Annotated in this window: 19 protein-coding genes and 1 pseudogene; 8 read left to right on the top strand and 12 right to left on the bottom strand. The window is 68.1% G+C overall.

Annotated features, from left to right (window positions below; all coding sequences use genetic code 11):
• Positions 1-86 precede the first annotated feature (86 nt).
• The 3 genes from GWI24_RS03630 (at position 87) to GWI24_RS03620 (ending at position 2,783) form a co-directional block, all read left to right on the top strand.
• The gene (locus tag GWI24_RS03630; protein WP_308343423.1) at positions 87-500 is read left to right on the top strand and encodes a RidA family protein; all 414 of its coding nucleotides are present in this window, start codon (positions 87-89) and stop codon (positions 498-500) included.
• Positions 501-745: 245 nt separating this feature from the next.
• Positions 746-2,152, top strand: a complete 1,407-nt coding sequence (locus GWI24_RS03625) for an MFS transporter (protein WP_210944441.1) — start codon at positions 746-748, stop codon at positions 2,150-2,152.
• 127 nt (positions 2,153-2,279) lie between these two features.
• Complete coding sequence (locus GWI24_RS03620; RefSeq protein ID WP_210944440.1) at positions 2,280-2,783, top strand: hypothetical protein; 504 nt, start codon at positions 2,280-2,282, stop codon at positions 2,781-2,783.
• Here the strand turns inward: GWI24_RS03620 and GWI24_RS03615 are convergent.
• Positions 2,751-3,170 carry an ATP-binding protein gene (locus tag GWI24_RS03615; protein ID WP_210944439.1) on the bottom strand — a complete coding sequence of 140 codons (420 nt, stop codon included), beginning with the start codon at positions 3,168-3,170 and terminating at the stop codon, positions 2,751-2,753. The genes GWI24_RS03620 and GWI24_RS03615 overlap by 33 nt on opposite strands.
• A gap of 343 nt (positions 3,171-3,513) precedes the next feature.
• On the opposite strand from GWI24_RS03615, the gene GWI24_RS03610 reads away from it, so the two are divergent.
• Entirely contained in the window at positions 3,514-4,089 is a 576-nt protein-coding gene (locus GWI24_RS03610) for an ABATE domain-containing protein (RefSeq protein WP_210944438.1), read from the top strand.
• Positions 4,090-4,145: 56 nt separating this feature from the next.
• Complete coding sequence (locus GWI24_RS03605) at positions 4,146-4,304, top strand: hypothetical protein (RefSeq protein ID WP_210944437.1); 159 nt, start codon at positions 4,146-4,148, stop codon at positions 4,302-4,304.
• Positions 4,305-4,429: 125 nt separating this feature from the next.
• Here the strand turns inward: GWI24_RS03605 and GWI24_RS03600 are convergent, their stop codons facing one another.
• The 3 genes from GWI24_RS03600 to GWI24_RS03590 form a co-directional block, all read right to left on the bottom strand.
• Complete coding sequence (locus GWI24_RS03600; RefSeq protein ID WP_210944436.1) at positions 4,430-4,750, bottom strand: hypothetical protein; 321 nt, start codon at positions 4,748-4,750, stop codon at positions 4,430-4,432.
• 29 nt (positions 4,751-4,779) lie between these two features.
• Positions 4,780-6,435: a dihydroxy-acid dehydratase gene (locus tag GWI24_RS03595; protein ID WP_210944435.1), complete on the bottom strand. Its 1,656-nt coding sequence runs from the start codon at positions 6,433-6,435 to the stop codon at positions 4,780-4,782.
• Between the two features lie 72 nt (positions 6,436-6,507).
• Entirely contained in the window at positions 6,508-7,902 is a 1,395-nt protein-coding gene (locus GWI24_RS03590; RefSeq protein ID WP_210944434.1) for an MFS transporter, read from the bottom strand.
• A 498-nt stretch (positions 7,903-8,400) separates the two neighbouring features.
• Between GWI24_RS03590 and GWI24_RS03585 the strand changes: the two genes are divergently transcribed.
• Positions 8,401-9,051, top strand: coding sequence for a GntR family transcriptional regulator (locus GWI24_RS03585; RefSeq protein ID WP_210944433.1), 651 nt, complete (start codon positions 8,401-8,403; stop codon positions 9,049-9,051).
• Positions 9,052-9,146: 95 nt separating this feature from the next.
• Positions 9,147-9,844, top strand: a pseudogene (locus tag GWI24_RS03580) (integrase); the annotation flags it as partial.
• A 279-nt stretch (positions 9,845-10,123) separates the two neighbouring features.
• Here GWI24_RS03580 and GWI24_RS03575 read toward each other — a convergent pair.
• The 5 genes from GWI24_RS03575 to ccrA form a co-directional block, all read right to left on the bottom strand.
• Positions 10,124-12,757, bottom strand: coding sequence for a glycoside hydrolase family 97 protein (locus GWI24_RS03575; RefSeq protein ID WP_210944432.1), 2,634 nt, complete (start codon positions 12,755-12,757; stop codon positions 10,124-10,126).
• A 144-nt stretch (positions 12,758-12,901) separates the two neighbouring features.
• Positions 12,902-15,649 carry a ricin-type beta-trefoil lectin domain protein gene (locus tag GWI24_RS03570; RefSeq protein WP_247615826.1) on the bottom strand — a complete coding sequence of 916 codons (2,748 nt, stop codon included), beginning with the start codon at positions 15,647-15,649 and terminating at the stop codon, positions 12,902-12,904.
• A 914-nt stretch (positions 15,650-16,563) separates the two neighbouring features.
• Positions 16,564-16,920 (bottom strand): proline racemase family protein, encoded by a 357-nt coding sequence (locus tag GWI24_RS44840; protein ID WP_374103269.1) that lies wholly within the window; start codon positions 16,918-16,920, stop codon positions 16,564-16,566.
• A 500-nt stretch (positions 16,921-17,420) separates the two neighbouring features.
• A complete protein-coding gene (locus tag GWI24_RS03560; RefSeq protein ID WP_210944430.1) occupies positions 17,421-18,251 on the bottom strand; it encodes a hypothetical protein in 831 nt (276 codons plus the stop codon).
• Positions 18,252-18,416: 165 nt separating this feature from the next.
• Positions 18,417-19,760: a crotonyl-CoA carboxylase/reductase gene (ccrA, locus tag GWI24_RS03555; RefSeq protein ID WP_374103270.1), complete on the bottom strand. Its 1,344-nt coding sequence runs from the start codon at positions 19,758-19,760 to the stop codon at positions 18,417-18,419.
• Between the two features lie 206 nt (positions 19,761-19,966).
• On the opposite strand from ccrA, the gene GWI24_RS03550 reads away from it, so the two are divergent.
• Positions 19,967-20,194, top strand: coding sequence for a DUF5988 family protein (locus GWI24_RS03550; RefSeq protein WP_210944428.1), 228 nt, complete (start codon positions 19,967-19,969; stop codon positions 20,192-20,194).
• Positions 20,195-20,284: 90 nt separating this feature from the next.
• Here the strand turns inward: GWI24_RS03550 and GWI24_RS03545 are convergent, their stop codons facing one another.
• The 3 genes from GWI24_RS03545 to GWI24_RS03535 form a co-directional block, all read right to left on the bottom strand.
• Positions 20,285-21,850 carry an MFS transporter gene (locus GWI24_RS03545; protein ID WP_210944427.1) on the bottom strand — a complete coding sequence of 522 codons (1,566 nt, stop codon included), beginning with the start codon at positions 21,848-21,850 and terminating at the stop codon, positions 20,285-20,287.
• Positions 21,847-22,320, bottom strand: coding sequence for a GbsR/MarR family transcriptional regulator (locus GWI24_RS03540; RefSeq protein WP_210944426.1), 474 nt, complete (start codon positions 22,318-22,320; stop codon positions 21,847-21,849). Before GWI24_RS03540 ends, GWI24_RS03545 begins: the two co-directional genes overlap by 4 nt.
• Positions 22,321-22,523: 203 nt before the next feature.
• Positions 22,524-23,945: an NAD(P)/FAD-dependent oxidoreductase gene (locus GWI24_RS03535; protein ID WP_210944425.1), complete on the bottom strand. Its 1,422-nt coding sequence runs from the start codon at positions 23,943-23,945 to the stop codon at positions 22,524-22,526.
• Between the last annotated feature and the right edge of the window lie 28 nt (positions 23,946-23,973).

The following is a 23,973-nucleotide window of genomic DNA, read 5'->3' as shown; positions in this document are numbered from 1 at the left end:
TATCGGCCCCGTGCCGTCCGCGCCCCTCAGCGGGCCGGGACACCCCACGACATGTCTCCCGATCCGGACCGAAGAAGGAAATCTCTGTGAGCAATCCACGCACGAAGACGGCCATTGTCCCCGCCACCCGCTCGGGCGCGGCAGGCCCGTACTCACCCGGCAGCCGAAAGGGCAACATCCTGCAGACCGCGGGCCAGCTGGGGTTGCCGCCCGGCGCCCCCCATCTCCGTTCGGCCGATCAGTATCCAAACCTGGCCACCCAGGTGCTTCAGGCGCTCGACAATGTCACCGCGGTGCTCACCGAGGCCGGGTCCGGCTGGGCAGACGTGATCATGGTTCGGGTGCATCTCACCGACACCGCCCACTTCCGGGAGTTCAACACTCTGTACTCCGAGTACCTCGCCACCGAGCAGGGCTCCCTCCCGTCCCGCACGACTGTGTACGTGGGCCTGCCGACCGGATGCCTCGTGGAGATCGACGCCCTGGCCGTCCTGGGGTGACACCTCCTGTGCCACGGGCCGTGCCGCCGCATGCCCGGCCCGTGGCGATGGGGCCGCTGCCGTGGCACCGCAGGCCCCGCGGCCCGTCCATAACGGCGTCGCCTTCAGACAGTGATGTCGTCACCGCATTGACAGGTGTCGACATCGGCGGCATGTTTACCTCCGTCACCACCCCATAGAGGGGTGACGCTCATTGTGAATGCCTCTTCACGGGCCTTGAGGCCCGTCGTCCCCAGAGGAACCCCATGACCCACACCGCATCCACTCCCCCGCCCGGCCGCCGAGTGCCGCGTCCGGCAACGGAAAGATCCGGCGCCGGCCGGCTCGCGGCCAGACTCGAGCGACTGCCATGGTCCGGCTATCAGCGAAAGCTGCTTCTGGTAGTGGCCACGGCCTGGCTTTTCGATTCCATCGACCTTGCGTCGCTGACCTTCATGCTGTCGCCGATCAGCACCGAATTCGCACTCGACCACGCGCAGGCCGGCCTCGTGGGCAGCACGAGCTTCCTGGGCATGCTCATCGGAGCGGTGGTGGCCGGAGCACTGGCGGACCGGGTGGGCCGCCGACGAGTCTTCCAGTGGAGCATCGTCGTCTGGGGCGTCGCCGGCATCGCCCTGGCTCTGTCCTGGGACTTCTCCAGCCTGTTGGCATTCCGGTTCCTGCTGGGCCTGGGCATGGGGGCCGAATTCCCCGTTGCCGCGGCGCTGATGGCCGAGTTCCTGCCCGCCGAACGGCGCGGACGCGGCGCGGCGATTCTGGAAGGCGCATGGCCGGTCGGCTTCGTCCTGGCGGGCACGCTGGCCTACTTCATCGTTGAGCCACTCGGCTGGCGCGCGATGTTCGTCATCGAGGCATGCCTGGCCCTTTGGGCCCTGGTGATCCGGCGGTTCATCCCCGAGTCGCCCCGCTGGCTGGCCACTCACGGCCGGTACGCCGAAGCGGAGCAGATCATCACGGAGATCGAGAGGGCTGTCGAAGCCACCACCGGCAAGCCCCTGCCGGAACCGGCGGACTCCGTCATCACCACCGCGTCCGGCCCGGAACGCGGTGGAATCCGTGATCTGTTCTCCCCCTCATACCGACGGCGCACGCTGTCCCTGTGGGCCGTCTGGTTCTGCGTTCTCCTCGGCTACTACGGACTGACAACCTGGCTCGGCGACCTCCTCACCCAACGCGGCCTCGACGTCATTCACAGCATTCAATACGTCCTGCTCATGGCCCTGTGGGGCATCCCTGGCTTCCTGTCCGCGGCTTATCTGGTCGAACGCGTCGGACGGAAGTTCTGCCTCGCGGGATACACCGTTGCCTCGGCAGTGGCCGCTTACGCCTATGGACAGGCGAGCGACCGGACCGAGCTGATCCTGACGGGCTCGATTCTCCAGTTCTTCTTCTTCGGGATGTGGTCCGCGCTCTACGCCTACACCCCGGAACTGTTCCCCACCCGCAGCCGGGGCATCGGGATGGGGACCGCGACGGCCGCCGGCCGGCTCGGCGCGGTACTGGGCCCGACGCTCGTTCCGATCATCCTGAACGCGGCCGGAGCCACTGCCGTCTTCACCGTCAGCGCGGGCCTCTTCCTCATCGCCGCGTCGGTGGTCGTGGCACTTCTGCCCGAGACCAAGCACACCGTGCTGGAAGACATCTCCGGATAGGGACAGCGGATCCGAAGACCGACGTGACGCCGCCCCCGCGAGCATGGCACAGCCGCCTCGTTCGCGGGGGTCCGGCGCGCGTCCGTGCCGACAATCGACGACATCGGAGGGTGGGTACTGTGGGGCGTTGGTGGCGCTGGCGAAGAGTGGCTCGGCCGCCGCCGTCCGGGCCTTCCCCTGCTTCTCGGTCGCGGATTGCCTCAGCCTGGCGCGGAGCTCAAGCGGTGAAGCGACGGTCCGGGCGCTGAACGGCCTGGCCGCCGTAGTACCCGACCGTTATTCCCGTGCGGTGGGAGAAGTCGTGATTCCGGCGCTCTTCGCGCCCGAATCAACGGTCCGGTCGGCAGCACTGCGGGTCGTCAGGATGGCGGCGTGGCCCGAGTTCGTACGACCGCTCGCCGCCGCGGCGCTGACCGAACCCGACGAGGAAGCCGCCCGCCTCGCGCGCGACATCGCGGCCGACCTGTCCGGGGCGGACGTTTGGACCTTCCTCGTACGGCCGTCAGCCGACAAGGAGCCGATCACCGGCGCGGGCCATCGATCGGACGACGGTGCGCAGCGGACCGCCGGCCAGGGCCGGCGGTCGCGGAAGCCCGGCTCAGCCCAAGAGATCTTCGTCTGGACACCCTGAGTTCCGGCCCGATACGCGAAGGCCGACGCGGACCGTGTGGGAGTCGGCCGTCTCGCGGCACTCGATCCATTCGGTCAGGTGCTCGACGATGGACAGCCCCCGGCCGTGCTCGTCTCCGCACTCGTCGGATCGGCCCGCCGCGGACGGTTGGGGGGCGGATGGCGCGCCCCGGTCAATGACTTCGAGACTCAGCCGTCGGGCGTCCAGACGCAGGGAGACGCACATGCTGGCTCTTCCGTGCACGGCCGCATTGCCGACGAGCTCGCTCACCACCAGGACCGCGGAGTGCAGGTCGTCGTCGGCCACGCCCCACAGGTCGAGCTGAACGCCGACGAACCGACGCGCCTCCGGGACCCGGCAGGGCTCGGCGGGCAGGGTTATCGTCACCTGCCGGGGTTCCCTGCGGAGCTGACCCGGACCATCGGATACGTAGGGTGGCACGTGCGTCACGCTGGGGACTGAAAGAACAAACATGGGAAATCCGATTCGGAACGGAGCCGAACTCCAGGGGCTTTCGACAGCTCAGCAGGATTGATCGACGACCTCTACGTCACCAGCTTGTGCAGTTACTTCTGATGACCACCCTCCCTCCCTATTTGTCACCTGTCAATGGGGTGATGAAGACGGGGCAGCCTGGAGGGGAAGAAACCAGAGGCCAAGCCTGTTTGCCGGGTGACCTCGTCCGCAGCCCGCTATCGACAAGGGAGACGTCACCTGTCAATATGGACGTGTGAATGAGTTCGTCTTTGTGAGTGGCCGGCTGTGTCTCGATCTGGCGGGCACCAAGCTGTGGCGGCGGAGTCTTCGCACGGAGCTGCTGAACTCCCCGGATGACCTGCGGCGCTGGGTTCGCCAGGCGGAGCTCCTGGATGATCCGGGCCCGGCGGACGCCCGCGCGCTGGAGCGGCTGCGCCGCCTGCGTGAGGCGGTCTACACGCTCGCCACTTCCTGGCCACCGAGTGACCACCCGGATGCCGATGTCGGTGAAGTCCTCGCAGAGGTGAACGAAGCGGCCCGGCTGCCGCTGCCGAAGCATCAGCTCGAGGTGTCGGGTCGTCTGACCCGGACTGGCGGCGTGGACGAGGTACTCGGTGCGGTGGCCCGCGACGCGGTGGACCTGCTGAGCTCGGCCCATTTCGCACGGATGAAGGAGTGCACCAACCCGGACTGCACGCGTCTCTTCGTCGACCTGTCTCACTCCGGCGCCCGACGATGGTGCGGGATGGCCGAGTGCGGGAACAAGCACAAGGCCGCCAGCTACCGGAGGCGGAAGAAGAAGCAAGCCGCGGTCGAAGCCGGCGTCTGAGGGCATAGCGTCGCCGACGAGGACGTATCGGCGTTCACGTCGGCCTTGGCGACCGCATGGGGAACGTACCGCGTGGCCCGCGCCCGGAGGGTGCTGTCGTTCAGGCCGTCGACCGCAGCGCACCGGTGGGGGTGGGCAGCGGCATAGCCATGGACAGCGGCGGCCCCGAGGGCGCCCCCGAGGGCGACCCCCGCCAAATGTGCGACATCCCGTGAGTTTCCCTGAGCCCCGCTGACGTCCTGTCCCCGTGGCCAGGGGGGTTCCACCTCTTCCTGGGGACTTCTCGTCGAGTGACGTACTTCGCGGACGGCACGATCCGCGGGGACGTGGCACACCTGGTTCAGGTGCGGGCCTGGTTCGGCCGACCGCTGTGGGAGATGGAGCCGGCCGATGCCGACGTGTACTTGTACTTCGGAAAGGTACTGCGGGGCTCGCCCAGCGGCACCCGGCCGGCCCGCGCCCAGGCGCCCAGCGGGATCTTCTCGGCCTCGTCGAAGAACGCGCTCTCCTTGGCGAGGGGCCGGTCCAGATGCCGCTTGAGCAGGTCGATCGCGTCCATCACCGGCCGGTAGGCGGTGTTGTTGCACTTCGGCTCCAGCGCGTTCACCAGCGGCGCGGCGAAACGTTGGCGGGCCTGTGCCGGAGGTTGGAGCAGGCCCACCGGGCGGTTGGTCCGGTCGGGGGTTGGGGTCAGCGAGGCATCACCGCTCCCTGGTTGGCGGGGGCGACGTGCTGGGCGTAGAAGGCGAGGTAGCCACGGGTGACGTTCGGGGCGGGGGCGACACGGCTGGTGCGGCGGCGTTCGAGTTCGGCCTCGTCGACGGCGAGGTCGAGTCGACGGGCATGGAGGTCGATGGTGATGGTGTCGCCGTCCTGTACCAGGCCGATGGGACCGCCGCTGGCGGCTTCGGGGCCGACGTAGCCGATCGCGGGGCCGTGGGAGGCGCCAGAGAAGCGGCCGTCGGTGATCAGGGCGACTGTCTCCGACAGGCCCATGCCGACGACGGCGGAGGTGGCGCCGAGCATCTCGCGCATGCCGGGGCCACCCTTAGGCCCTTCGTTGCGGATGATGATCGCCGTGCCGGGTTCGATCTCGCCGGCCAAGGTGGCGGTGATCGCGTCTTCCTCGTTCTCGAAGACGCGGGCGACGCCCTCGAATTCCCACATCGCCGGTGTGACGCCGGAAGCCTTCACGACCGCACCCTCGGGGGCGAGGCTGCCGCTGAGGATGTAGATCGCGCCTTCGGGCGCCTTCGGCTCGACACGGGTGGCGAGCAGCTCGGGGTTGGTGTTCTCGGCCGCGGCGGCGACCTCGCCGGTGGTCTTGCCCGAGACCGTGATGGTGTCGCCGTGGATGAGGTCGCCGAGCTCCTTGAGGACGGCCGGCACACCGCCGGCCTCACCCAGCTCGGTCACGCCCCAGGGACCCGAGGGTGCAAGCTTGGCCAGGGTGGGGGTTTCCCGGCCGATCTTGTCGATGAAGCTGAAGTCGAGTTCGACACCGGCTTCCTTGGCCATCGCGATGAAGTGCAGAACGAGGTTGGTCGAGCCGGACACCGACAGCGCGACGCGCAGCGCGTTCTCGAACGCGGCCGGGGTGAGGATGTCGCTGGGCCGGACGTTCTCCCGGAACAGGTCCACGATGCGCATGCCGGTGTACTTGGCCGCGCGGATCTGCTTGTTGGTCCCGCCGGCGAGCGTGCCGGTACCCGGTAGTGACAGCCCGAGCGCTTCGGTGTAGATGCCCGCCGTGTTGCCGCTGGTGAGGGTGTCGCCTGCGCCGGGGCCAGGGAACAGCTCGTCCTCCCAGTTCTTGAGCGTTTCCGCGCTGATGGCACCGCGGACCGCCTCGCCGACACCGTCGTAGACGGTCTCGAGGAACAGGTGCTTGCCGCGGTACTCGCCATACTTGGTGGGACCGCAGTAGAGCAGGATGGACGGCAGATTGAGCCGGGCCGCCGCCATGACCATGCCCGGAGTGGGCTTGTCGCCACCGGTGAGCAGGACAAGGGCGTCGACCCCGTGGCCTTCGGCCATCAGCTCGACGGAGTCGGCGACGATGTCCCGGCTGGGCAGAACGTAGCGCATGCTGTGCGCGGCGAACGCCTCGCTATCGGTGACATGGAAGGTGTTGAACTCGATCGGCGTCCCGCCGTTCATCCGCACACCCGCCTTGACCGCAGCGGCCAGACCACGCAGGTGCGCGTTCTCAGGTGAGAAGTCCTGGTAGGTGTTAGCGATCATGATGAGCGGGCGGTCCAGCTCCTCATCGGTGAAGCCGGCTCCCTTGATCCAGGCACGCTGGAGCGAGCGCTGGATGCCCTGGAACTGGTCCTTGCTGCGCATATCTGTCCTTTCGGTGGTGCGGGACGGTGAACGGTGGTGGGTAGCGGTGGGTAGTGGTGGACACCGGGTGGTTCAGACCTCGGTCTGCGAGGCCCGCGGCACCGAAGTGACGGGTTCACTGGACGGGGCCCTGTGTGTCGCGCGGTGCAACGCGAGTGTTCCGCCGGCGGCGAATAGCAAGAACACGCCGAGGAGGATGTAGCCGGCCGAATAGGTGCCGGTGGCGTCCTTGAGGACGCCGGTCAGGGAGGGTGCGATGATCCCGGACAGGTTGCCGACGGAGTTGATGACGGCAACGCCGACCGCGGCCGCGGTGCCCACGAGATAGCGGGACGGGAGCTGCCAGAACACCGGGATGCTGGAGTAGATGGCCGCGGCGGTGACCGACACCAGCACCATGCCGATGAAGAAGTTCGAGAAGAACGGGGACGCCGCGATGGCTGCCGCGCCGATGAGGGTGGGAATCACGATGTGCCACGTGCGTTCCTGCGCGCGATCGGAGTGGCGGCCCCAGAAGATCATGCAGCAGACACCCACCGCGCTGGGAATGGCGCTGATCAGACCGATCTGCATCAGCGACAGATGGGTGCCGAACTGATCGCTGAAGGACTGCACCATCTGCGGCAGGAAGAACCCGAGCGCGTACTCACCGAACTCCAGGCCGAGATAGATCAGGGCCATGTAGAGCACCGCCGGTCGCAGGAGCGTCCGCATGGTCGAATGCTGATGACGGTGGGTGGCGGAGACTTCGCCGGTCTCGGATTCGAGTTCGGCCACCAGCCAGGCCCGCTCGGGTTCGGTGAGGAACGTGGCCTGAGCGGGCTTGTCGACCAGCCAGAACAGGCACGCGATCCCGCCGAGCACGGAGGGAACGGCCTCGATGACGAACATCGCCTGCCAACCACGCAGGCCCGCCACCCCGTGCAACATGGTCATCAGCCAGGTCGACAGCGGCGAGCCGATGAGACCGGCGAGCGGCACCGCCATGAAGAAGGTCGCGGTCGCCTGGGCCCGCTTCTCCCGGGGGAACCACCGGGTCAGATACAAAATCATCGCCGGGAAGAAGCCCGCCTCGGCGACCCCCATGAGGAAGCGCAGAACGTAGAAGCTGATGGGCCCCTGCACCAATGACATGCAGCCGGCGATGATCCCCCAAGTGATCATGATCCGCGCGATCCACAGCCGGGGCCCGAACTTGGTCAGAGCTATGTTGCTGGGCACCTCGAAGATGAAGTACGCGACGAAGAAGACCCCTGCCCCGATCCCGTAGGCGCTGTCGGAAATGCCGACGTCGGCGTTCATCTCCAGTGAGGCGAAGCTGATGTTGACGCGGTCGAGGTAGCAGACAAGGTAGGCGAAGAGCAGGAACGGCAGGATGCGCCACATCGTCTTGCGCATCGTGGTGCGCCGGACAAGTTCCCTCGTCACGCCTGGTGGTGCTGGATTCATAGACGTCAACTCCTTCACGGCCCGCCTCATAGCGGACGCCTGAATCGGCCCCTTCCGTCACGCACGCACGGTGGCGCGGCGGAGTGCGGGGAACAGTCGCGCATCGACGCGAGAGGAATCAGTGCGGCACCCGGGCCCTCGCACGGCGGGGCCTGCACACGCTCCGGAATACGGCCTCTGAGAAGCCCCGGGGCGGCATCACCGCCTCGGGCATAGGCCTCACGTTGTTCGTCCTGGGCGTCGGGGGTGAGAGGAAGACGCCATTTCCACACTGAACGAAGGGGCCTTTTGGGCCATGCCTCCATCCACTGCTGCGAAAGCTACCAGAGAACGTCAGATCGTCAAACGATCTGGCTGCTTGTATTCTCGGATACAGCCCCGCATGCGTCGCCAGGGGGATGAGCCGCTTCAGCCGCCCTCAGGCACCGCAAGCGGTGGCATGTCGATGGAGGCCGAGGAGGTCCGTGCAGGATGGCTGGTGCGAGGAGGGGCCGCGCGACGCTTGCGGCGCACCCCATGGCGGTGCCGTCGCGGCCGGACATGATCGCCGCACGACTACGGCAGGCACTGGCCGATGGTGAGATCACCGAAGGGGAGCAACTCGTCGAGCCGGATCTTGTCGCCTCGTTCGGCGCCTCACGGCCCACGGTGCGCGAGGCGCTGCAGCGGCTGGTGCAGGAGGGACTGGTCACGGCCATCCCGCACCGCGGTGTTTTCGTCACGACGTTCTCGCCGGAGGATCTCGCCGACATCTACGACGCGCGACGCGCGATCGAGACTTCGGCCGCGTTGCGGCTGGCTGAGACCCAGGATCCGGTGGTGCTGGCAAGTCTTCGCGAGCAGCACCGCGCCATGACGGCCGCGGTCACGGCGGACGACCCAGCCGAGCTGACAGCGGCGGACATGCGGTTCCACGAGATGCTGGTGGCCTGCCTGCGCAACCAGCGCCTCGAGCGCACCAGCAGGACACTACTGGTCGAAACGCGGATGTGTCTGGCCCGGCTCGAGGGACACTACTCGATGCCGCAAGAGGCCGTCGACGAGCACGCCGACATCGTCGGCGCGATCGAGTCAGCGGACGTCGCAGCGGTGATCAAGGCCGTGGGCGACCACATGACCAACGCCGCGGAACTGCTGGACCGTCTCCATGCCCAGCGCACCTCCTAGCGCGCGGGAATTCCCGGGGAGAAGAGGACAGTGCCGCAGTACGACCCAGGGCTCTGAACAGGGCATACTCCCCGGTCAGAGCCTCATGATCTGTCGTGCCGCTGCGCCTGGCCTACCTCGCCACGACCAACGCCCTGGCGTTCCTACGCCTCCTGCCGATGAGCGACAGAGAAAAGAACATCGAGATCCTCGTCCTCCGGCACCAACTGCTGGTCCTGCAGCGTCAGGTCGGCAAGCCGAGCTTCACCGACAGCGACCGTGCCATCCTCGCCGGCCTGCTCCACCACCTGCCCGAAGACAGACTGCGGCACCTTGTGCTGCTGGTCCGCCCCGAGACGGTGTTGCGCTGGCATCGTGAGCTGCTCGGACGGCGCCATGCCGCGGCCTGCGTACCCAGGCGACGCGGACGCGCGCGCACCCTACGGTCGATCCGCGCCCTGGTCCTGCGCCTGGCCAGGGAGAATGCCTCGTGGGGGTATCGCCGGATCCACGGCGAACTCGCGGCACTGAGGATCAAGGCCGCCGCCTCAACCGTCTGGGAGATCGCCTGCGATCTTTTCGAAGTCCGCATGCTGACAGGGGCGCGCCTGTACGTCTTCGCCATCATCGAGCACACCACCCGTCGTATCAGGGTCCTCGGCGCCACGGCACACCCCACCGCGGAGTGGGTCGTCCAGCTCGGACGCAACCTCCGAACTCGCTCGTCGAGCGCTGGATACAGACCTGCCGCAGGGAGCTGCTGGACCGGACCTTGATCTGGAACCAGAGCCACCTTCTCCACGCCCTGCGCGAGACCGACGAGCGCGGCGGTCGCGGCGGTGTGGGAGCGGCTCGCACAAGCCGCACAGGAATGGGGAAGCCTCTGACCCCGCGGCCACACGGCGATGGTGCCGGCAAGGACGGCAAGAGGGAGGTCACCTCCCGGCACAACGCCGGCCCTCACCGAAGGAAAGCCCCACGAGAATCCCCGCATCCACCGCGACCAGCACGAGGCCGGCCTCGCTGACTCAGGTGTGCAAGCGCGAGAGCCGGCCGTCGGCTTTCTTGCTCTTCGAGCGTCAGAAGTGGGTCATCAGGACCTCACCCACTTCTGGGTGGCGCCGCCGTTGCAGGTCGACAGCTGCAGCAGGGTGCCGTTGGCCGTGCCGCCGCCGATCACGTCGAGGCACTTGTCGGCGTTGACGTTGACGATCGTGCCGTCGGAACGCACGCGCCACTGCTGGCCGGCGTTGCCGTTGCAGTCCTTGATCTGTACCGCGGTGCCGTCGGTGGTGCCGCCGCCTTTGGCCTCCAGGCACCTGTTGTAGAAGACCGTCAGCTCGTTGCTGACGGTGGAGGTCCAGGCCTGGTTGGTGCCGCCGTTGCAGTCCCACAGCGCGACCGGGGTGCCGTTGGTCTGGTTGCCGCCGGGCAGGTCGACGCAGCGGCCCGACTGCTGGCCCTTGTAGACGGAGGTGGTGTTGAAGCGGAACCACTTCTGGTTGGGGCCGCCGTTGCAGGTCCAGATCTGCAGAGGTGTGCCGCCGGTCCCGCCACCGCCGGTGACGTCGAGGCACTTGCCGGAGCCGGTGTTCACCACCGTGCCGTCGGAATCGACCGTCCACTGCTGGGCGGCGGTGCTGTTGCAGTCCTTGATCTGTAGCGCGGTGCCGTCAGCGGTGCCGCCGTCTTTGGCCTGCAGGCACTTGGTGCCGTAGACCGTCAGCCGGCCGGCGGAGTCGGCGGACCAGGTCTGGTTGGTGCCGCCGTTGCAGTCCCACAGCCCGACCTTGGCGCCGTCGGTCTGGCCCGCGCCGAGGACGTCGGCGCACAGCCCGCTCTCGCTGTCCTTGAGGAATCCGGTGAGGCCACGGCCATTGCACGTGGTCAGCCCGGTCGTGTAGCGGCACAGCACGGTGACGAAGCCGCCGTTGGCCGCCTCCGGGACGGACAGGCTGTCGGCGTTCGTGACCACCTTCGTCTCGTGCAGCAGGCCGTTGGAGCCGTCGCGCACGGTCTCGGCGAGCCACTTGCCCGAGTCGAGGAACGACAGTGAGGACTGGAAGGTCTTCGCGGGCAGCGCCGAGATGCCGCCGACGTACCAGCGTCCGCCGGCCTGGCGCGCCACGTACGCCTCCTTGCCGGGGCTTCCGCCGAGCAGCCGCGTCGTGTCCCAGGTGGTGGGCAGCTGGTCGAGGATGCGCAGCGCCTCGGGGTGGGCCTCATAGCTTTCCGGGCTGTCGGCGAAGTGCTGCCAGCCGGACTCGAACACCACCGAGGTGGCCAACTCGTGGGCGTCCGTGGTGTCACGGCTGGTCATGCTGAACACCACGGGCGTGAAGTCCATGCTGGAGATCACGTTGCGGGTGTACGGCAGGATTGTGTTGAACGCGGCCCGGTTGTGGAACTGCTCGGCGCCGTAGACGGCCTCGGCCGTCGCCACCTGCGGCCAGGTCCGCTGCATGCCGCGCGGCATGGCGGTGCCGTGGAAGTTGACCATGAGCTTCAGGTCGGCCGTCTGGGCGAGGAGGGCGTCGTACCACTGCAGGGTCGGTTGGGTGTACGCGTCGATGAAGTCAACCTTCAAGCCGGCCACGCCCCACTCCTTGACCCGGGGCAGCCAGTCCGCGCGCTGTGCGGCCGTCCTCAGATCGGAGGAGTTGAACCACAGGATGACCCGCACGCCCCTGGCCTTGGCGTAGGAGACGATGTCCGGCACCCAGCTGGACGACCAGCCCTCGTCGATCAGGACGTAGTTCCAGCCGTGCCGCTGGGCGAAGTCGATGTACTGCTTCTGTCGCTCCTCGCTCGAGGGGCTGGAGTGCTCGCTCAGCCAGGACCAGGCGACGGTGCCCGGTTTGATCCAGGAGGTGTCGGCCACCTTCGACGGCGTGGCCAGGTCGTCCACGATCGTGGACTGCGTCACGCTGGCCAGGCTGCCGAGGGCCGCCGTGCGCCAGGGCGTGGACAGCGGCAGGGAGCTGGTGATGCCGCTGGCCAGAGAGGTGGTGTAGGTGCCGGAGCCGGAGGTGTGGGAGAGGTACGAGGCGGCGTAGCGGCCGTCGAGGTTGGTTTCGGCCACCAGCGCGTAGTTGCTGCCGACCTGGAACAGCGCCGGCAGGTGGTAGGTGTTGCTGGGCGCGCCGCCTGCGGTGGTGGCGAACCACTGGCCCTGGTCCTCCTGGTCGGGCGGCACCAGCCAGGCGTTGGACGAGGTCGGGACCGTCCACGAGGACGCCTCGCGGACCACCGTCACCGATCCGCTGCCGGGCAGGACGTAGCGGTAGGCCACGCCGGTGTCGGACGCGCGTACCACGACGTCGAGCCGGGCGCCGCCCGCGCCGGTGAAGGACAGCGTCGACTCCCCGTACGTGGTCCGCCGGACGTGCTGCTTGCCGGTGGTCATCGTGTAGGACTCGGTGACGGTGCGATCGGTGCGCTGGAGGAACGTCAGGTTCTGGGTCAGGTCGGCCGTGCTCGTCTGTATCCCGATAGGGGACGGCGACAGGACGGTCTGGCCGTCGCTGGACGCGGCGAAGGTCAGCGTGCCGTTGTTCAGGGCCAGGTGGGCGGAGGTCGGGGACTTGGCGGATGGTCCGCTGACGGTCCAGGTGGAGGGTGCGGCGGTAGCTGCGGCGCTGTGCGCGGGGATCAGCAGGGCGGCCAAGGGCAGGATCAGCGCCAGTAGGCAGCGCAGCGTCAGCGGTCTGAGCTGGGTGGTTGGCATGGGTGTCCTCGGAGATCGGATCGTGGAAGTGGGCGGTGAAAGCGCTCTCACGCGTGTTCGAGGCCCCGCCGGGCCATCGCGGATTACGGCCTTTGCGCGGCCCGGCGGGGAGGGGGAGGAACTGGGCGACAGGGCTGGGTAGTGCTACTGGGTGGTGGAGCCGGAAGCCCCCTGCGGCCGCTGCCAGTTCTGGTTGGCGGCGCCGGTGCAGGACGCGAGGTCCAGGAGCGTGCCGTTCGCGGTACCGTTCGCCGGTGCGTCCAGGCACTTGCCGGAGCCGACGTTGACCACACTGCCGTCGGATCGCACCCGCCACTGCTGGGCGGTGGAGTTGTCGCAGTCCTCGATCCGGGCCGGAGTGCCGTCGGCGGTTCCGCTGGCGGACAGGCACTTGGTGTCGTACACGGTCAGCTGGTTCGTGGTGGTGGAGTTCCAGATCTGGTTGGTGCCGCCGTTGCAGTCCCACAGCTCGACCTGGGTGCCGTTGGTCTGGCTGAACGCGGGGACGTCGACGCACCGGTCCGATCCCTGGCCCTTGAGCAGGCTGGAGGCGTCACCACGGATCCACAACTGGTTGGCGCCCCCGGTGCACGTCCACAGGTCCAGCGTCGTGCCGGCGGTGGTGCCGTGGCCTGTGGCGTCCAGGCACTTGCCGGATGCGGTGTTCACCACCGTGCCGTCGGACTTGACCGCCCACTGCTGGGCGGCGGTGCCATCGCAGTCGTCGATCTGAGCCGGGGTGCCGTCGGCGGTGCCGTTGGCGGACAGGCACTCGGTGCCGTAGACCATCAGCCGGCCGGACGGGGTGGCGGTCCAGCTCTGGCTGGTGCCGCCGACGCAGTCCGACAACTGCAGCTGGGTGCCGTTTGTCTGGCCGGCGGAGGGGACGCCGGCGCACAGGCCCGACTCCCGTCCCTTGAGGATGCCAGTGACGTTCCCCGGCGGGTTCGCGGTGACCGACAGGTTGTCGAACTGGTCGGTCCGGTAACCGACCACGCCGATGCCGACCTGTCCAGAGCTGTACTTGCTGTCGTGGACTGTGCCGAGGGTGGCGCCGTCCAGGGTCGCGGTAATCCCGTCGCCGGAGAAGCCGAGCGAGATGGTGTGCCAGGAGCCGGTGCCCAGCGCGGTGTGGGTTCCCGAGGTGAGGGTGGTCAGGATCCCCGCGGCGGAGTTCCGGGCGATCGACCATGCACCGGTGTCGCTGACCCGCAGCTGGTAGGCCGCCTGGTGGCTCTGCGGCCGGTTCTGGGTATTGGCCCGTCCCAGCAGTTCCACGGTGCCGGCCTGCTGGAGGTTGACGTCGGCCTTCACCGTGTAGTCGGTCCAGGAGGTGTCACCGAGGAGAGAGAAGGGGTCGGAGTCGTCCTGCCACTCGATCGGCTTCACCGGCGTCACCTGCTGCACGCACTGCTTGGAGCGCCCGTTCGCGCACGGCCGCGCCTCGAACGAGCCCTGCATGTCGGACAGGTAGGTGGCTTCCGTGCCGGTGGCGTCTTTGTCGAAGTTGTCGCGGTAGGGCAGCGCGAGCGCGTGGGCGGCGGGCGAGGTGGCGGTGCCCTTGCCCTGGCCCGTGGTGGTGGTGACCGTGTAGATCCAGCCGGGCCGCAGGGTCAGCGTGTACGTGCCGCTGTGCGGGGTGAGGTCCTGGGTGTGGACGAAGTCCGTTGCGGCACTGGGAGAGTTGACGCGGGTGGCCCACACGTGCACCGGACCGTTGGACAGACCGCCCTCGACGCGCATCGTGACAGTCTGGGCCGCGGTGGCGGTGGTGGTTTCCAGCACGGTGGAGTAGTTGGTGCCCTTCGGTGACCTCAGCGTCACGTAGGCGCCGTTGGACTCGGTGCCGCCGAGGTAGCCGGAGGCGGAGTCGATGAACTTCCAGCCCGGCTGGGCGAACTGGGTCACCTGAGCGGTCGCCCAGGTGTCCTCGCCGATGGAGTAGTGCCCCGACCAGGGCGAGTTGGCGGTGGCCAGGCCTACGGTGTCGAACGGCAGGTTCGGGTAGAGAGCGGCGACCAGCGGCCAGTTCAGGTAGGCCGTCATCCGCGCGTCGGTGTAGCCGCGGACGATGGAGCGGATCAGCGCGGGAGCCCCGGAGTCCATGTCCTGCGAGCCGTTCTCGCTGGCCCACAACGGTTTGCCGTTGTTCTTCGCCGTGGTGGTGCTGGAGCAGGTGTTCGCGCTGCCGCCGTCACCGCCCTCACAGGGGTAGTGGGCGCCGATGACCTGGACGGCGTCGTTGAACGCGGGGTCGCTCGCCATGTCGTTTGCGACGCTCCAGCCGGAGTCGTCGGCGACTATCTGGACGCGGGAGTAACCGGCGCTGTTCAGGGCGGAACGCAGCTGGACGTACCAGTTGGCGTCGTGGCCCTTCTCGTTCCAGCCGCCGAGGTAGCTGATAGTGAGGCCGTGCTGCTTGGCACAACCCAACCACGAGATCAGGTAGTTGATCGTGTCGGTGGACCAGAAACCGCCGTTGATCCAGCCGGGCGCCGCCCAGGCCAGCCCGTAGAGCTTTAGCTTGGGGTTGCGCGCCTTGGCCTGCTCGGCGAGCCAGAACTCGTAACCGGCGTTGCAGTTGATCTGGCCGCGAGTGTGCTCGATGGACGGTTCCGCGCCGTCGGTCGAGTTCGCGTCGCCGCCGATCTCCAGCTTCAGCAGCTGGAGATTCGCGCCATAGCCCGGCTTGAAGAGGTAGTCCAGGATCTGCGACCGCTGGGCCGGCGGATAGTCCCGCAGCAGCCGCGAATTACCGCCACCACCGCTGATCGCACCTATTCCGTCGAATGTCCGCCCGCTCTGCCTGCCGTCGAGAGTGATGGTGGTGGTACCGGCCGCCGCGTGCACCGGAGCCGCGCCTACCGCCAACACAGCTGCCAGCAATGCCAAGACCCACAAGAGCGCGGTGCGTCTCAAGGTTCGTTGCATAGCGTGGTACGCCCTTCTCCATGGGCAGTGGAGGACGTCTCGGAGCACTGTCCCGCAGGGTGCGCCAGCCGAACCGCCCCCAGGAGGTGAGCGCTAGTGTGAAGTCGTGTTCGAAACTTCGTCAAGCTCCCTAACAAGAAAACAAGTTCAAACGACTACACCGCCCGGGCGGGCCGGACGTTCTCCCGCCCGGGCGGGACACCAGAGAGACCTTGAACGCCACTGTGGTGCAGCATGCTCGCCGCTTACGTGCCTGACCTGCTCTGCTGCCGAGTGGGTAAGCGAGCCCAAATAGGCTGGCTCCGGGCGCTGTTCTCCGTGGACGCGGGGACGGGTGATGCCGCGCCCACTGCGCAGCACGGACACGGCACCGGCCATCATGGGCACATGCTTGAGCCAGCCCCCTGACCGAGGGCGGCCGCTGAATGCGCCGCTACTGACGGGCGAGATCAACGGCGGGCAGCTTCGGCTGCCCCGTCCCTGCCGTGACCGCCGCGCCCATCCGCCGCCAGCAATTAGCTGATCCAGGCCATTCCATAAGCATCGCGATGGAAGGAATAGGCGCGGCAAAGCCCGACCTCCCGGCCACTTCTTCGAGATCTACAGGACCGGGATCACTGTCGCGGCAGCGGAGCGACTGGGCCTCAGGGGTGGTTCTCTTTCCGAACCTTACGTACGGTTTCCGCTGGTCCGGCATGAGATGGCGGCTGGCACGGAAGTCTCGGTCCGTTGCTGACGTCCCCCGGTGGTGAGGCGCGCGTGCCGTCGGCGAGGAGCACGCGCCAGAGCCACGCGCGGACCTCGTGGCGGTCCTCGTCGGTCGCCGTGAGGTCCGCGGGTACCGCGACGTCCTCGAACCGAGCAGCTGCGCCCGCCTAGATCCGAGGATCGACCGTGAACCGACTCGACCCGAAGTGATAGGCCATGCCGGTTACGGTGGGAACGACCGCGTCGAAAGCACCCACCGTGGTCTCGCCCATGACAGAGCAGGTGAACCGCGACCCCACGATGGAGTCGTGCAACAGTTCCTTCCCGGGCTTGAGCGCTCCGCGAGCCGCGAGTACCGCCACTCGTGACGCCGAGCCGGATCCACAGGGAGACCGGTCCAGCTCGCCGTCAGCGAAGACGGTCACATTGCGCTGATGGAGGTCACCGTCCGCGTTCTCGCCGAGCTCGTCGAACAGGATCGTTCCGTAGATTCCGCTCAGCCGTGTGCTTGCCGAGAATGTCATCCGCCCTGGTAGAAGGCATGCACCCGGACTGGCGGTCGTCGGCCCCGTCGCTCGAGTCGGCGCTCTCGCATAGCGGGTAGTCCACGCGTCATGATGATCGACCGTGCTGCTGCGACTGGCCTACCTGGGAGTGACCAACGCGTTCGCGCTGCTGCGTCTGCTGCCGATGAGCGACCGGACAAGGATACGGAGATCCCGGCCCTCCGCCATCAGATCACGGTGCTCGAACGCCAACTCGACGGTGGCCGAGTTCGGTTCGCTCCGGGCGATCGGGCGTTCCTGGCGGCGCTGCTGCACCGGCTGCCGTTGCCGGTTCTGCGGCAGGTGCGGTTGCTCGTGCGTCCTGACACGGTGCTGCGCTGGCATCGTGACCTTGCCAGGCGCCGTCATGCCGCCTTATCGCGGCCCAAGCGACCCGGTCGCCCACGTACCGTGCGCTCCATCCGGATTCTGGTGCTGCGTCTGGCGAGAGAGAATCCAAGCTGGGGCTACAGGCGCCGTCATGGCGAGCTGCTCGTGCTGGGAGTGAAGGTGGCCGCGTCGACCGTCTGGAAGATCCTTAAGGATGCCGGCATCGATCCGGCGCCCGACCGGAGCTCCAGCACGTGGGCCGACTTCCTGCGTTCCCAAGCCGACGCGCTCCTGGGCCTTGGCCCAGCCCCGGGGCGCGGACCGCGCCCCAGGGGCGGGCTTCCCTTCACCTCAGTCCCCCCGTGGGCCCCTCGACCAGGGAAACGCAGCCGTTTGGTCAAGTCACGGCTGGAAACGTGCTGATACGCCGCTTCGCTGGACGCGATGCCGCTCTGCTCGACCGGGCAGGAATCCCAAGCACTCACTGAACCGCTCAGGTTGAACGGATCCACCAGCCGGCCCGTCTTGGCTTCGAGCACCCGATAGCTGTATCCCGCCGAATACACAGGCACGCGGGTGCTGACGGATCCATCACCACCCAGCTCCTCGTACTCGCATGCGATCAGCCGGCCCCCCACGGATTCCTTCACCAGGAATTCGCAGACGATCAGCTCCGGATCACTGGAAGGAGCCCATTTGTCAGGCAACTTCGGCTCGTCATCGGCTTCGGCATCTGACTCCGTGCCCGACTCGTCAAAGTCGGGGCCGCCCTTGAACAGCGTGACGCTGTGCGTTCCGCCACCGGTGTAGGCAGGCGCCTGCGGATTCCAGGGCTCATGTCGTGAGCGAGCTCGCCTCGGGCTGGGCGCGGAGCGACGACGGCCGGCCCCTGCGTGAGGGGCGGGAAAAGCCACCGGCTGCCAACAGAAACCACATCCGTGCTGTAGGTGCCGGATATTGCGTCCGTGCAGGTCACGCACTCGGTGAGCTTGGAGAAAAGTCAACACAATCGCTCCTCTCCTCCCCTGGTCCAAGACTGGGTGTAGCGCGTCCGCGCCGACCGACGAGATGCTTGACCGTGCTGCTGCGACTCCTCTGGTCGGATCCCGGCCACCCGCTGCTCCCGGCCGCCCCGTCGGGCCCGGCTACTCTCCCGTGCCGCGGAAGCGGTTGATGAGCGGGAGGTGGCGGGCGCGGGTTTCGGGGTCGTCCACGCCCAGGCCCTCCTCGGGGGACAGGGCCAGGACCCCGACCTTGCCCTGGTGGAGGTTGCGGTGGACCTCGCGGACGGCCGCGGCGGTGTCGGAGAGGGGGAAGACCTTTGACAGGGTGGGGTGGATCTTGGCCTTGGAGATGAGGCGGTTGGCCTCCCATGCCTCGCGGTAGTTGGCGAAGTGGGAGCCGATGATGCGCTTGAGCGACATCCACAGGTAGCGGTTGTCGTACTCGTGGCGGTAGCCGGTGGTGGAGGCGCAGGTGACGATGGTGCCGCCCTTGCGGGTGACGTAGACGGAGACGCCGAAGGTCTCGCGGCCGGGGTGCTCGAAGACGATGTCGACGTCCTCACCGCCGGTGAGTTCGCGGATGCGCTTGCCGAAGCGCTTCCATTCGCGGGGGTTCTGGGTCTGCTCGTCCTTCCAGAAGCGGTAGTCCTCGGCGGCGCGGTCGATGATGGCCTCGGCGCCCATGGTGCGGCAGATTTCGGCCTTCTGGGCGGAGGATACGACGCAGATGGGGTTGGCGCCGCCGTTCAGGGCGAACTGGGTGGCGTAACTGCCGAGTCCGCCGCTGGCGCCCCAGATCAGCACGTTGTCGCCCTGTTTCATCCCGGCACCGTTGCGAGAGACGAGCTGGCGGTACGCGGTGGAGTTGACCAGGCCCGAGCAGGCGGCCTCCTCCCAGGTGAGGTGGTCCGGCTTGGGCATGAGCTGGTTGGCCTTGACGAGGGAGAGTTCGGCGAGGCCGCCGAAGTTGGTCTCGAAGCCCCAGATGCGCTGCTCGGGGTCAAGCATGGTGTCGTTGTGGCCATCGGCGCTCTCCAACTCGACCGACAGGCAGTGGGCCACGACCCGGTCGCCGGGCTTCCAGCGGCGGACGCCGGGGCCGGTGCGCAGGACGATGCCGGACAGGTCGGAGCCGAGGACGTGGTACGGGAGGTCGTGGCGGGCGCCTTCCGGGCCGGACTGGGCGTAGCGCTCCAGGAAGACGAAGGTGGGGAGCGGTTCGAAGATGGCGCTCCACACGGTGTTGTAGTTGATGGCGCTCGACATCACCGCGATCAGGGCCTCGCCGGGGCCGGGTTCGGGGGTCGGCACGTTCTCGATGTGCAGCGACTTCCCGGGGTCTTTGTCGACGGTGGCCAGCCCCTCGAACATCGCGACCTCCTCCTTGCGGATGATGGCTCCGCGGTAGGACTCGGGCACGGACAGTGCGGCGAAGTCCTCCGGGGTGGCGTCATCGGAGAGAGCGGCGCTGACGAGGTCTTCCATGGCCATGAGGGCCCCCGATTCATGGATGGGTTGCGGGACGGCCGGGCCGACTCTAGGCAGGGCGGCACCACCGCATGAACCCCTAACCGGGCGTCAGGACCCGTGCATCGGCGGGCCGGGCACGGTATGGGGGGATAGGGGTTCTCCGGAGGCCGGCGGCTGGTGGAACGTTGGCCGCGCAGAGCTTTCTTCCAGGAGGAGGATCCGTGACCGCCGTTCAGAGTCCGAGGGCCAACGTGCTGCTCCGAGGGGGACCCGCCTCCCAGATGTCCGAGGCCGAACGCGTCCGCTATGTGGCGGACCCGGCTCTCTCGCTGAAGATTCAGCGGGGCAATCGTTATGAGCACTTCGAGCCCACCCCGGAAACGGTCAGCCATGACGGGAGCGACCTTCAGGTTTTCGCCTGGAGTCGGGTCACCTACGTCGCCGAGTAGGAAACGAGAAGAACACGAATAAGCCGCGGCACCGCATGCGGGGGATTAGCGGTGCCGCGGCGTTTTCGGGCCCCGGTCAGGGGCCCGGGGTCAGGAGACCGAGTCGCTGGTCTCCTTGGCGCCTTCGTCCTCGGTCCCGGTCGCGGCCTCGGGGGACTGGGCCACGCGCTTGGGCATGAAGGCCAGGGCGAGCAGGGCGGCGATGACGCCGATGCCGGAGCAGACGAACAGCAGGGTGTGCATGGCGTCCACGAAGGCGTCGCGTACGGTGTCGAGCATCTTGGCGTCCTTGAGCTTGGACGCCACGGCCACACCGGTGGAGACGCTTCGGCCGGCCGCCTCCTCGATCTGCTGGGGTACGCCCCCGAGATCGAGGTTGTCGCGGTAACTGGCGTTGGCGACGGAGCCGAGCACCGCGACGCCGATCGCGCCACCGACCTGGCGCAGGGCCTGGACGACGGCGGAGCCGACGCCGCTGCGCTCCTTGGAGAGGGTGTTGAGGGCGGCGGACATCGAGCGGGTCATGGCGAGGCCGAGGCCGGCGCCGATGACCACGAGCCAGATGGCGACGAATCCGTATCCGGTGTCGGTCTCGGTGTAGGTGCCCGTGAAGAGGCCCGCGGCGATCAGGAGGAAGCCGAGGGCGGGTACGGACCGGGGGCCGAGGTTGGCGGGCATCTTGTTGATGACGCTGGCGCCGACCAGCAGTCCGCCGATCATGGGCAGCAGCCGTAGACCGGTGCCGAGGGCATCGGCGCCCTGGACAGCCTGGAAGTACTGCGGCAGGGCGAACATCAGACCGAACATCGCGAAGCTGACGACGGTGCTGAGCACGGAACCCCAGACGAAGCCCTGGGTGCGGAAGAGGCTGAGGTCGACCAGCGGGTAGCGGCCGGCCGCGGCAACCCGGGCCTCCCAGACGGCGAACACGATCAGGGCGACCAGACCGCCGCCCACCGAGATAAGCGTCTCGGGGCTGCCCCAGCCCTTCTCGCCCGCCTCGATGGCGCCGAAGGTGAGGGCGGTGAGACCGACGCTGGAGATCACGACGCCGACGAAGTCGATGCCGGTGTCCCCCGCGCCGCGCGACTCGGGCACGAGCTTGGCGACCGCGAGGGTGCCGAGCAGCACCAGGGGCACGTTGATGAGGAAGACCGAGCCCCACCAGAAGTGGTTGAGCAGCGCGCCGCCGATGATGGGTCCGAGCGGCAGCCCGAGCATCTGGGAGACGGCGACGACACCGATGGCCTTGGTGCGCTCCGCCTCACTCTCGAAGATGTTGAGCAGGACGGAGGTGGACAGCGGCACCAGGAAGGCCGCCGCGAGGCCCAGCACCGCGCGGGCGACGATGAGCTGGTCGGCCGTACCGGAATAGGCACACCACAGGGAGGCAGCGCCGAACAGGATCAGGGCCAGCAGGAGCAGTTTCTTACGGCCGAACTTGTCACCCAGGAGACCGGCCGGCAGCAGGACCGCGGCCAGGACCAGGGTGAAGGCATCGACAATCCACTGAAGTTGGCTTGTTGACGCATTAAGGTCGGCGCTGACCGTCGGCAGTGCGACGTTGAGGATGGTGGCGTCCACCCCGACCGCCAGCAGGCTCAGTCCGATCGCTCCGAGTGCCCACCATTTGCGGGACTCCTCGTTGCTACTCATGACGACATCCCCTCTTCTTCCCCTTCAGTCTTCTGATCGCCCGAGTTCATGGCGTCCCAGCGCTTCCACATGGGTTCGGCCTCGGAGCTGAGCCACTCGAACATCCGGTGGGCTTCACGCATCCGTCCGGCGCGCTCGGCGCCGTCGGGGAAGAGCTTCAGCCCGTCGCCGGTGATGTCCACGAAGGACGCCAGGCTCTCGAGGCGTCGTTTGAGAACGCCGGACCAGGCGTCCTCGGTGATGCGGTAGTAGGTGGCACGCTGGCCGGTCCGGGTGACCGCCTGCACCATCCGTGCCTCGGTGAGCAACCGGAGCGTAGTGGTGAGTGAGGCCCGGCTCGCCTGCACGGCCTTGGCGATCTGCGCGGCGGTCTGCTCCGGTGGATCGCTGACCATGAGCCAGGCCATCGTCCGGCCCATGATCGGGGGCCAGCCTGCCTGCTGCATGAACCAGGCCGTCACCTGCTCCATCCACGCCAGTACTTCTTCTTCCGTCTCGGAACCTGGTTCCTGGTCAGCAGATGACGACATACTGCAGCACCTCCTAGGGTGAACAGCAACTTCTAGAAGTTTCAGTCCTCACTGTAATCTGACGCCGCGTCGCTGTGAAGGGGAAGCACGGCGGCCGGGGGAAGGAATCTCCCCCGGCCGCGTCAAAAGTCCGTCAACAGCGGTCAAGCAGGCAGGATGGCGTCCAGTTCGGCCGCTCGGCGCTCGTCGTCGCTCAGGGTCGGAGCCGTGAGCGGAGGCAGCCCGTCGTTCGTCACCCGGGCCAACGCCGTCTGCACCTCGGCTGACTGGAGGGCGTCCGCGGCTCCCGAGAGCGTGTTCACCTGCATGGCCGCCGCGCACACCACGGGGTCGGCCAGCGCGACCGTGCCGATCACATCGGCCTGCCGGCGCCGCTCGTCGGCGAACCGGGTCAACCGGGGATCCTCGGTCTGGGTGTAGACATCGGGGTAGCAGATGTCCTGCGAAGTGCCCAGCGACCACGGGGTGTCCACCACCGTGCCGATCGCCCGCTGCGCGGCGCGCGCCGTCCCGGGCGTGAGGCCGGTCTCTGTGAGGGCGGCGCCCAGCGCGGATGCGCTGAGAGCCGCGGCGCTCATGCCGTGCCCGTACACCGGGTTGAACGCGGCCACCGCGTCCCCGAGCACCACCAGGCCGTCCGGCCAGTCCACCAGCCGGTCGTAGAACAACCGCTGGTTGGCGGTCGAACGCGACGCCTGGACACCCGTCAGCGGCTCGGCCCGGCGCACCAGTTCGGCAATCAGCGGATGGCGCAGGGTCTCCAGGTAGTCCGCGAAGCCGTCCTCGGTGGTCGGCGGCTCGCCGCCCCGGGTGCCGGACAGGGTCACCATCCAGCGGCCGCCCTCGATCGGCAGCAGGATCCCGTTACGCCCGGGTATTCCGGCCCGGTGATCCGCGTACACACTGACCAGCGGGAACTTCTTCCGGGCGCCCTCGGGCGCGCGGAAGACGCGGGTCGCGTACGCCATCCCCGAGTCGATGACGTCCTCCTGCACCGGCGGCAGGCCGAGCGTGGTGAGCCAGCGCTTCATCGGTGAGCCGCGCCCGGTGGCGTCCACCACGATGTCGGCTTCGAGCGCCGACACCGTCCCTTCCCGGCGCGGCTTGTACGTGACGCCCGTGATGCGCCCGGCGTCGCCGCGCAGCCCGATGACGTCCATGTCGCCGAGAACGGTCACCTTCGGGTCGCGCGCCGCCTGGTCGCGCACCGCCCAGTCCAGCAGCGAACGGCTGGCCGCGACCATGAACTGGGTCTCCGGGAACCGCTGCTGCCAGCCGTACGCGGTGAGCGACACCAGGTCCTCCGGCAGCCCGATCCGGTGGGCGCCCGCGTCCAGCAGCCGGTCGGTGGTGCCGGGCAGCAGTGACTCGATCACCCGGGCCCCACCCGACCACAGCACATGGGTGTGGCGCGCCTGCGGCACCCCCTTGCGGGGATCGGCGCCATCCGGGAGCTTGTCGCGGTCCAGCACGGTGACGGCATCGACATGGCGGGCCAGTGCGGTGGCGGCCAGCATGCCCGCCATACCCGCGCCCAGCACCACCGCCCTCGTGGTTTCGGCCATCGTATGTCTCACGTTCCTTTCGGAAAGG

The organism is Streptomyces sp. MK37H (assembly GCF_018035285.1).
In the GTDB taxonomy this organism is placed as follows: Bacteria; Actinomycetota; Actinomycetes; order Streptomycetales; family Streptomycetaceae; genus Streptomyces; species Streptomyces endocoffeicus.
The sequence above is the reverse complement of the archived record's forward strand: the minus strand, read 5'-3'. Positions and strand labels throughout refer to the sequence as shown.

What these genes read in the sequence shown, in the direction of transcription:
- GWI24_RS03625 (WP_210944441.1), top strand. Translation starts at nt 746, where the DNA reads ATGACCCACACCGCATCCACTCCCCCGCCCGGCCGCCGAGTGCCGCGT.
- GWI24_RS03605 (WP_210944437.1), top strand. Translation starts at nt 4,146, where the DNA reads ATGGGGAACGTACCGCGTGGCCCGCGCCCGGAGGGTGCTGTCGTTCAG.
- GWI24_RS03595 (WP_210944435.1), bottom strand. Translation starts at nt 6,435, where the DNA reads ATGCGCAGCAAGGACCAGTTCCAGGGCATCCAGCGCTCGCTCCAGCGT.
- GWI24_RS03585 (WP_210944433.1), top strand. Translation starts at nt 8,401, where the DNA reads ATGGCGGTGCCGTCGCGGCCGGACATGATCGCCGCACGACTACGGCAG.
- GWI24_RS03575 (WP_210944432.1), bottom strand. Translation starts at nt 12,757, where the DNA reads ATGCCAACCACCCAGCTCAGACCGCTGACGCTGCGCTGCCTACTGGCG.
- GWI24_RS44840 (WP_374103269.1), bottom strand. Translation starts at nt 16,920, where the DNA reads ATGACATTCTCGGCAAGCACACGGCTGAGCGGAATCTACGGAACGATC.
- ccrA (WP_374103270.1), bottom strand. Translation starts at nt 19,760, where the DNA reads ATGGAAGACCTCGTCAGCGCCGCTCTCTCCGATGACGCCACCCCGGAG.
- GWI24_RS03545 (WP_210944427.1), bottom strand. Translation starts at nt 21,850, where the DNA reads ATGAGTAGCAACGAGGAGTCCCGCAAATGGTGGGCACTCGGAGCGATC.
- GWI24_RS03540 (WP_210944426.1), bottom strand. Translation starts at nt 22,320, where the DNA reads ATGGAGCAGGTGACGGCCTGGTTCATGCAGCAGGCAGGCTGGCCCCCG.
- GWI24_RS03535 (WP_210944425.1), bottom strand. Translation starts at nt 23,945, where the DNA reads ATGGCCGAAACCACGAGGGCGGTGGTGCTGGGCGCGGGTATGGCGGGC.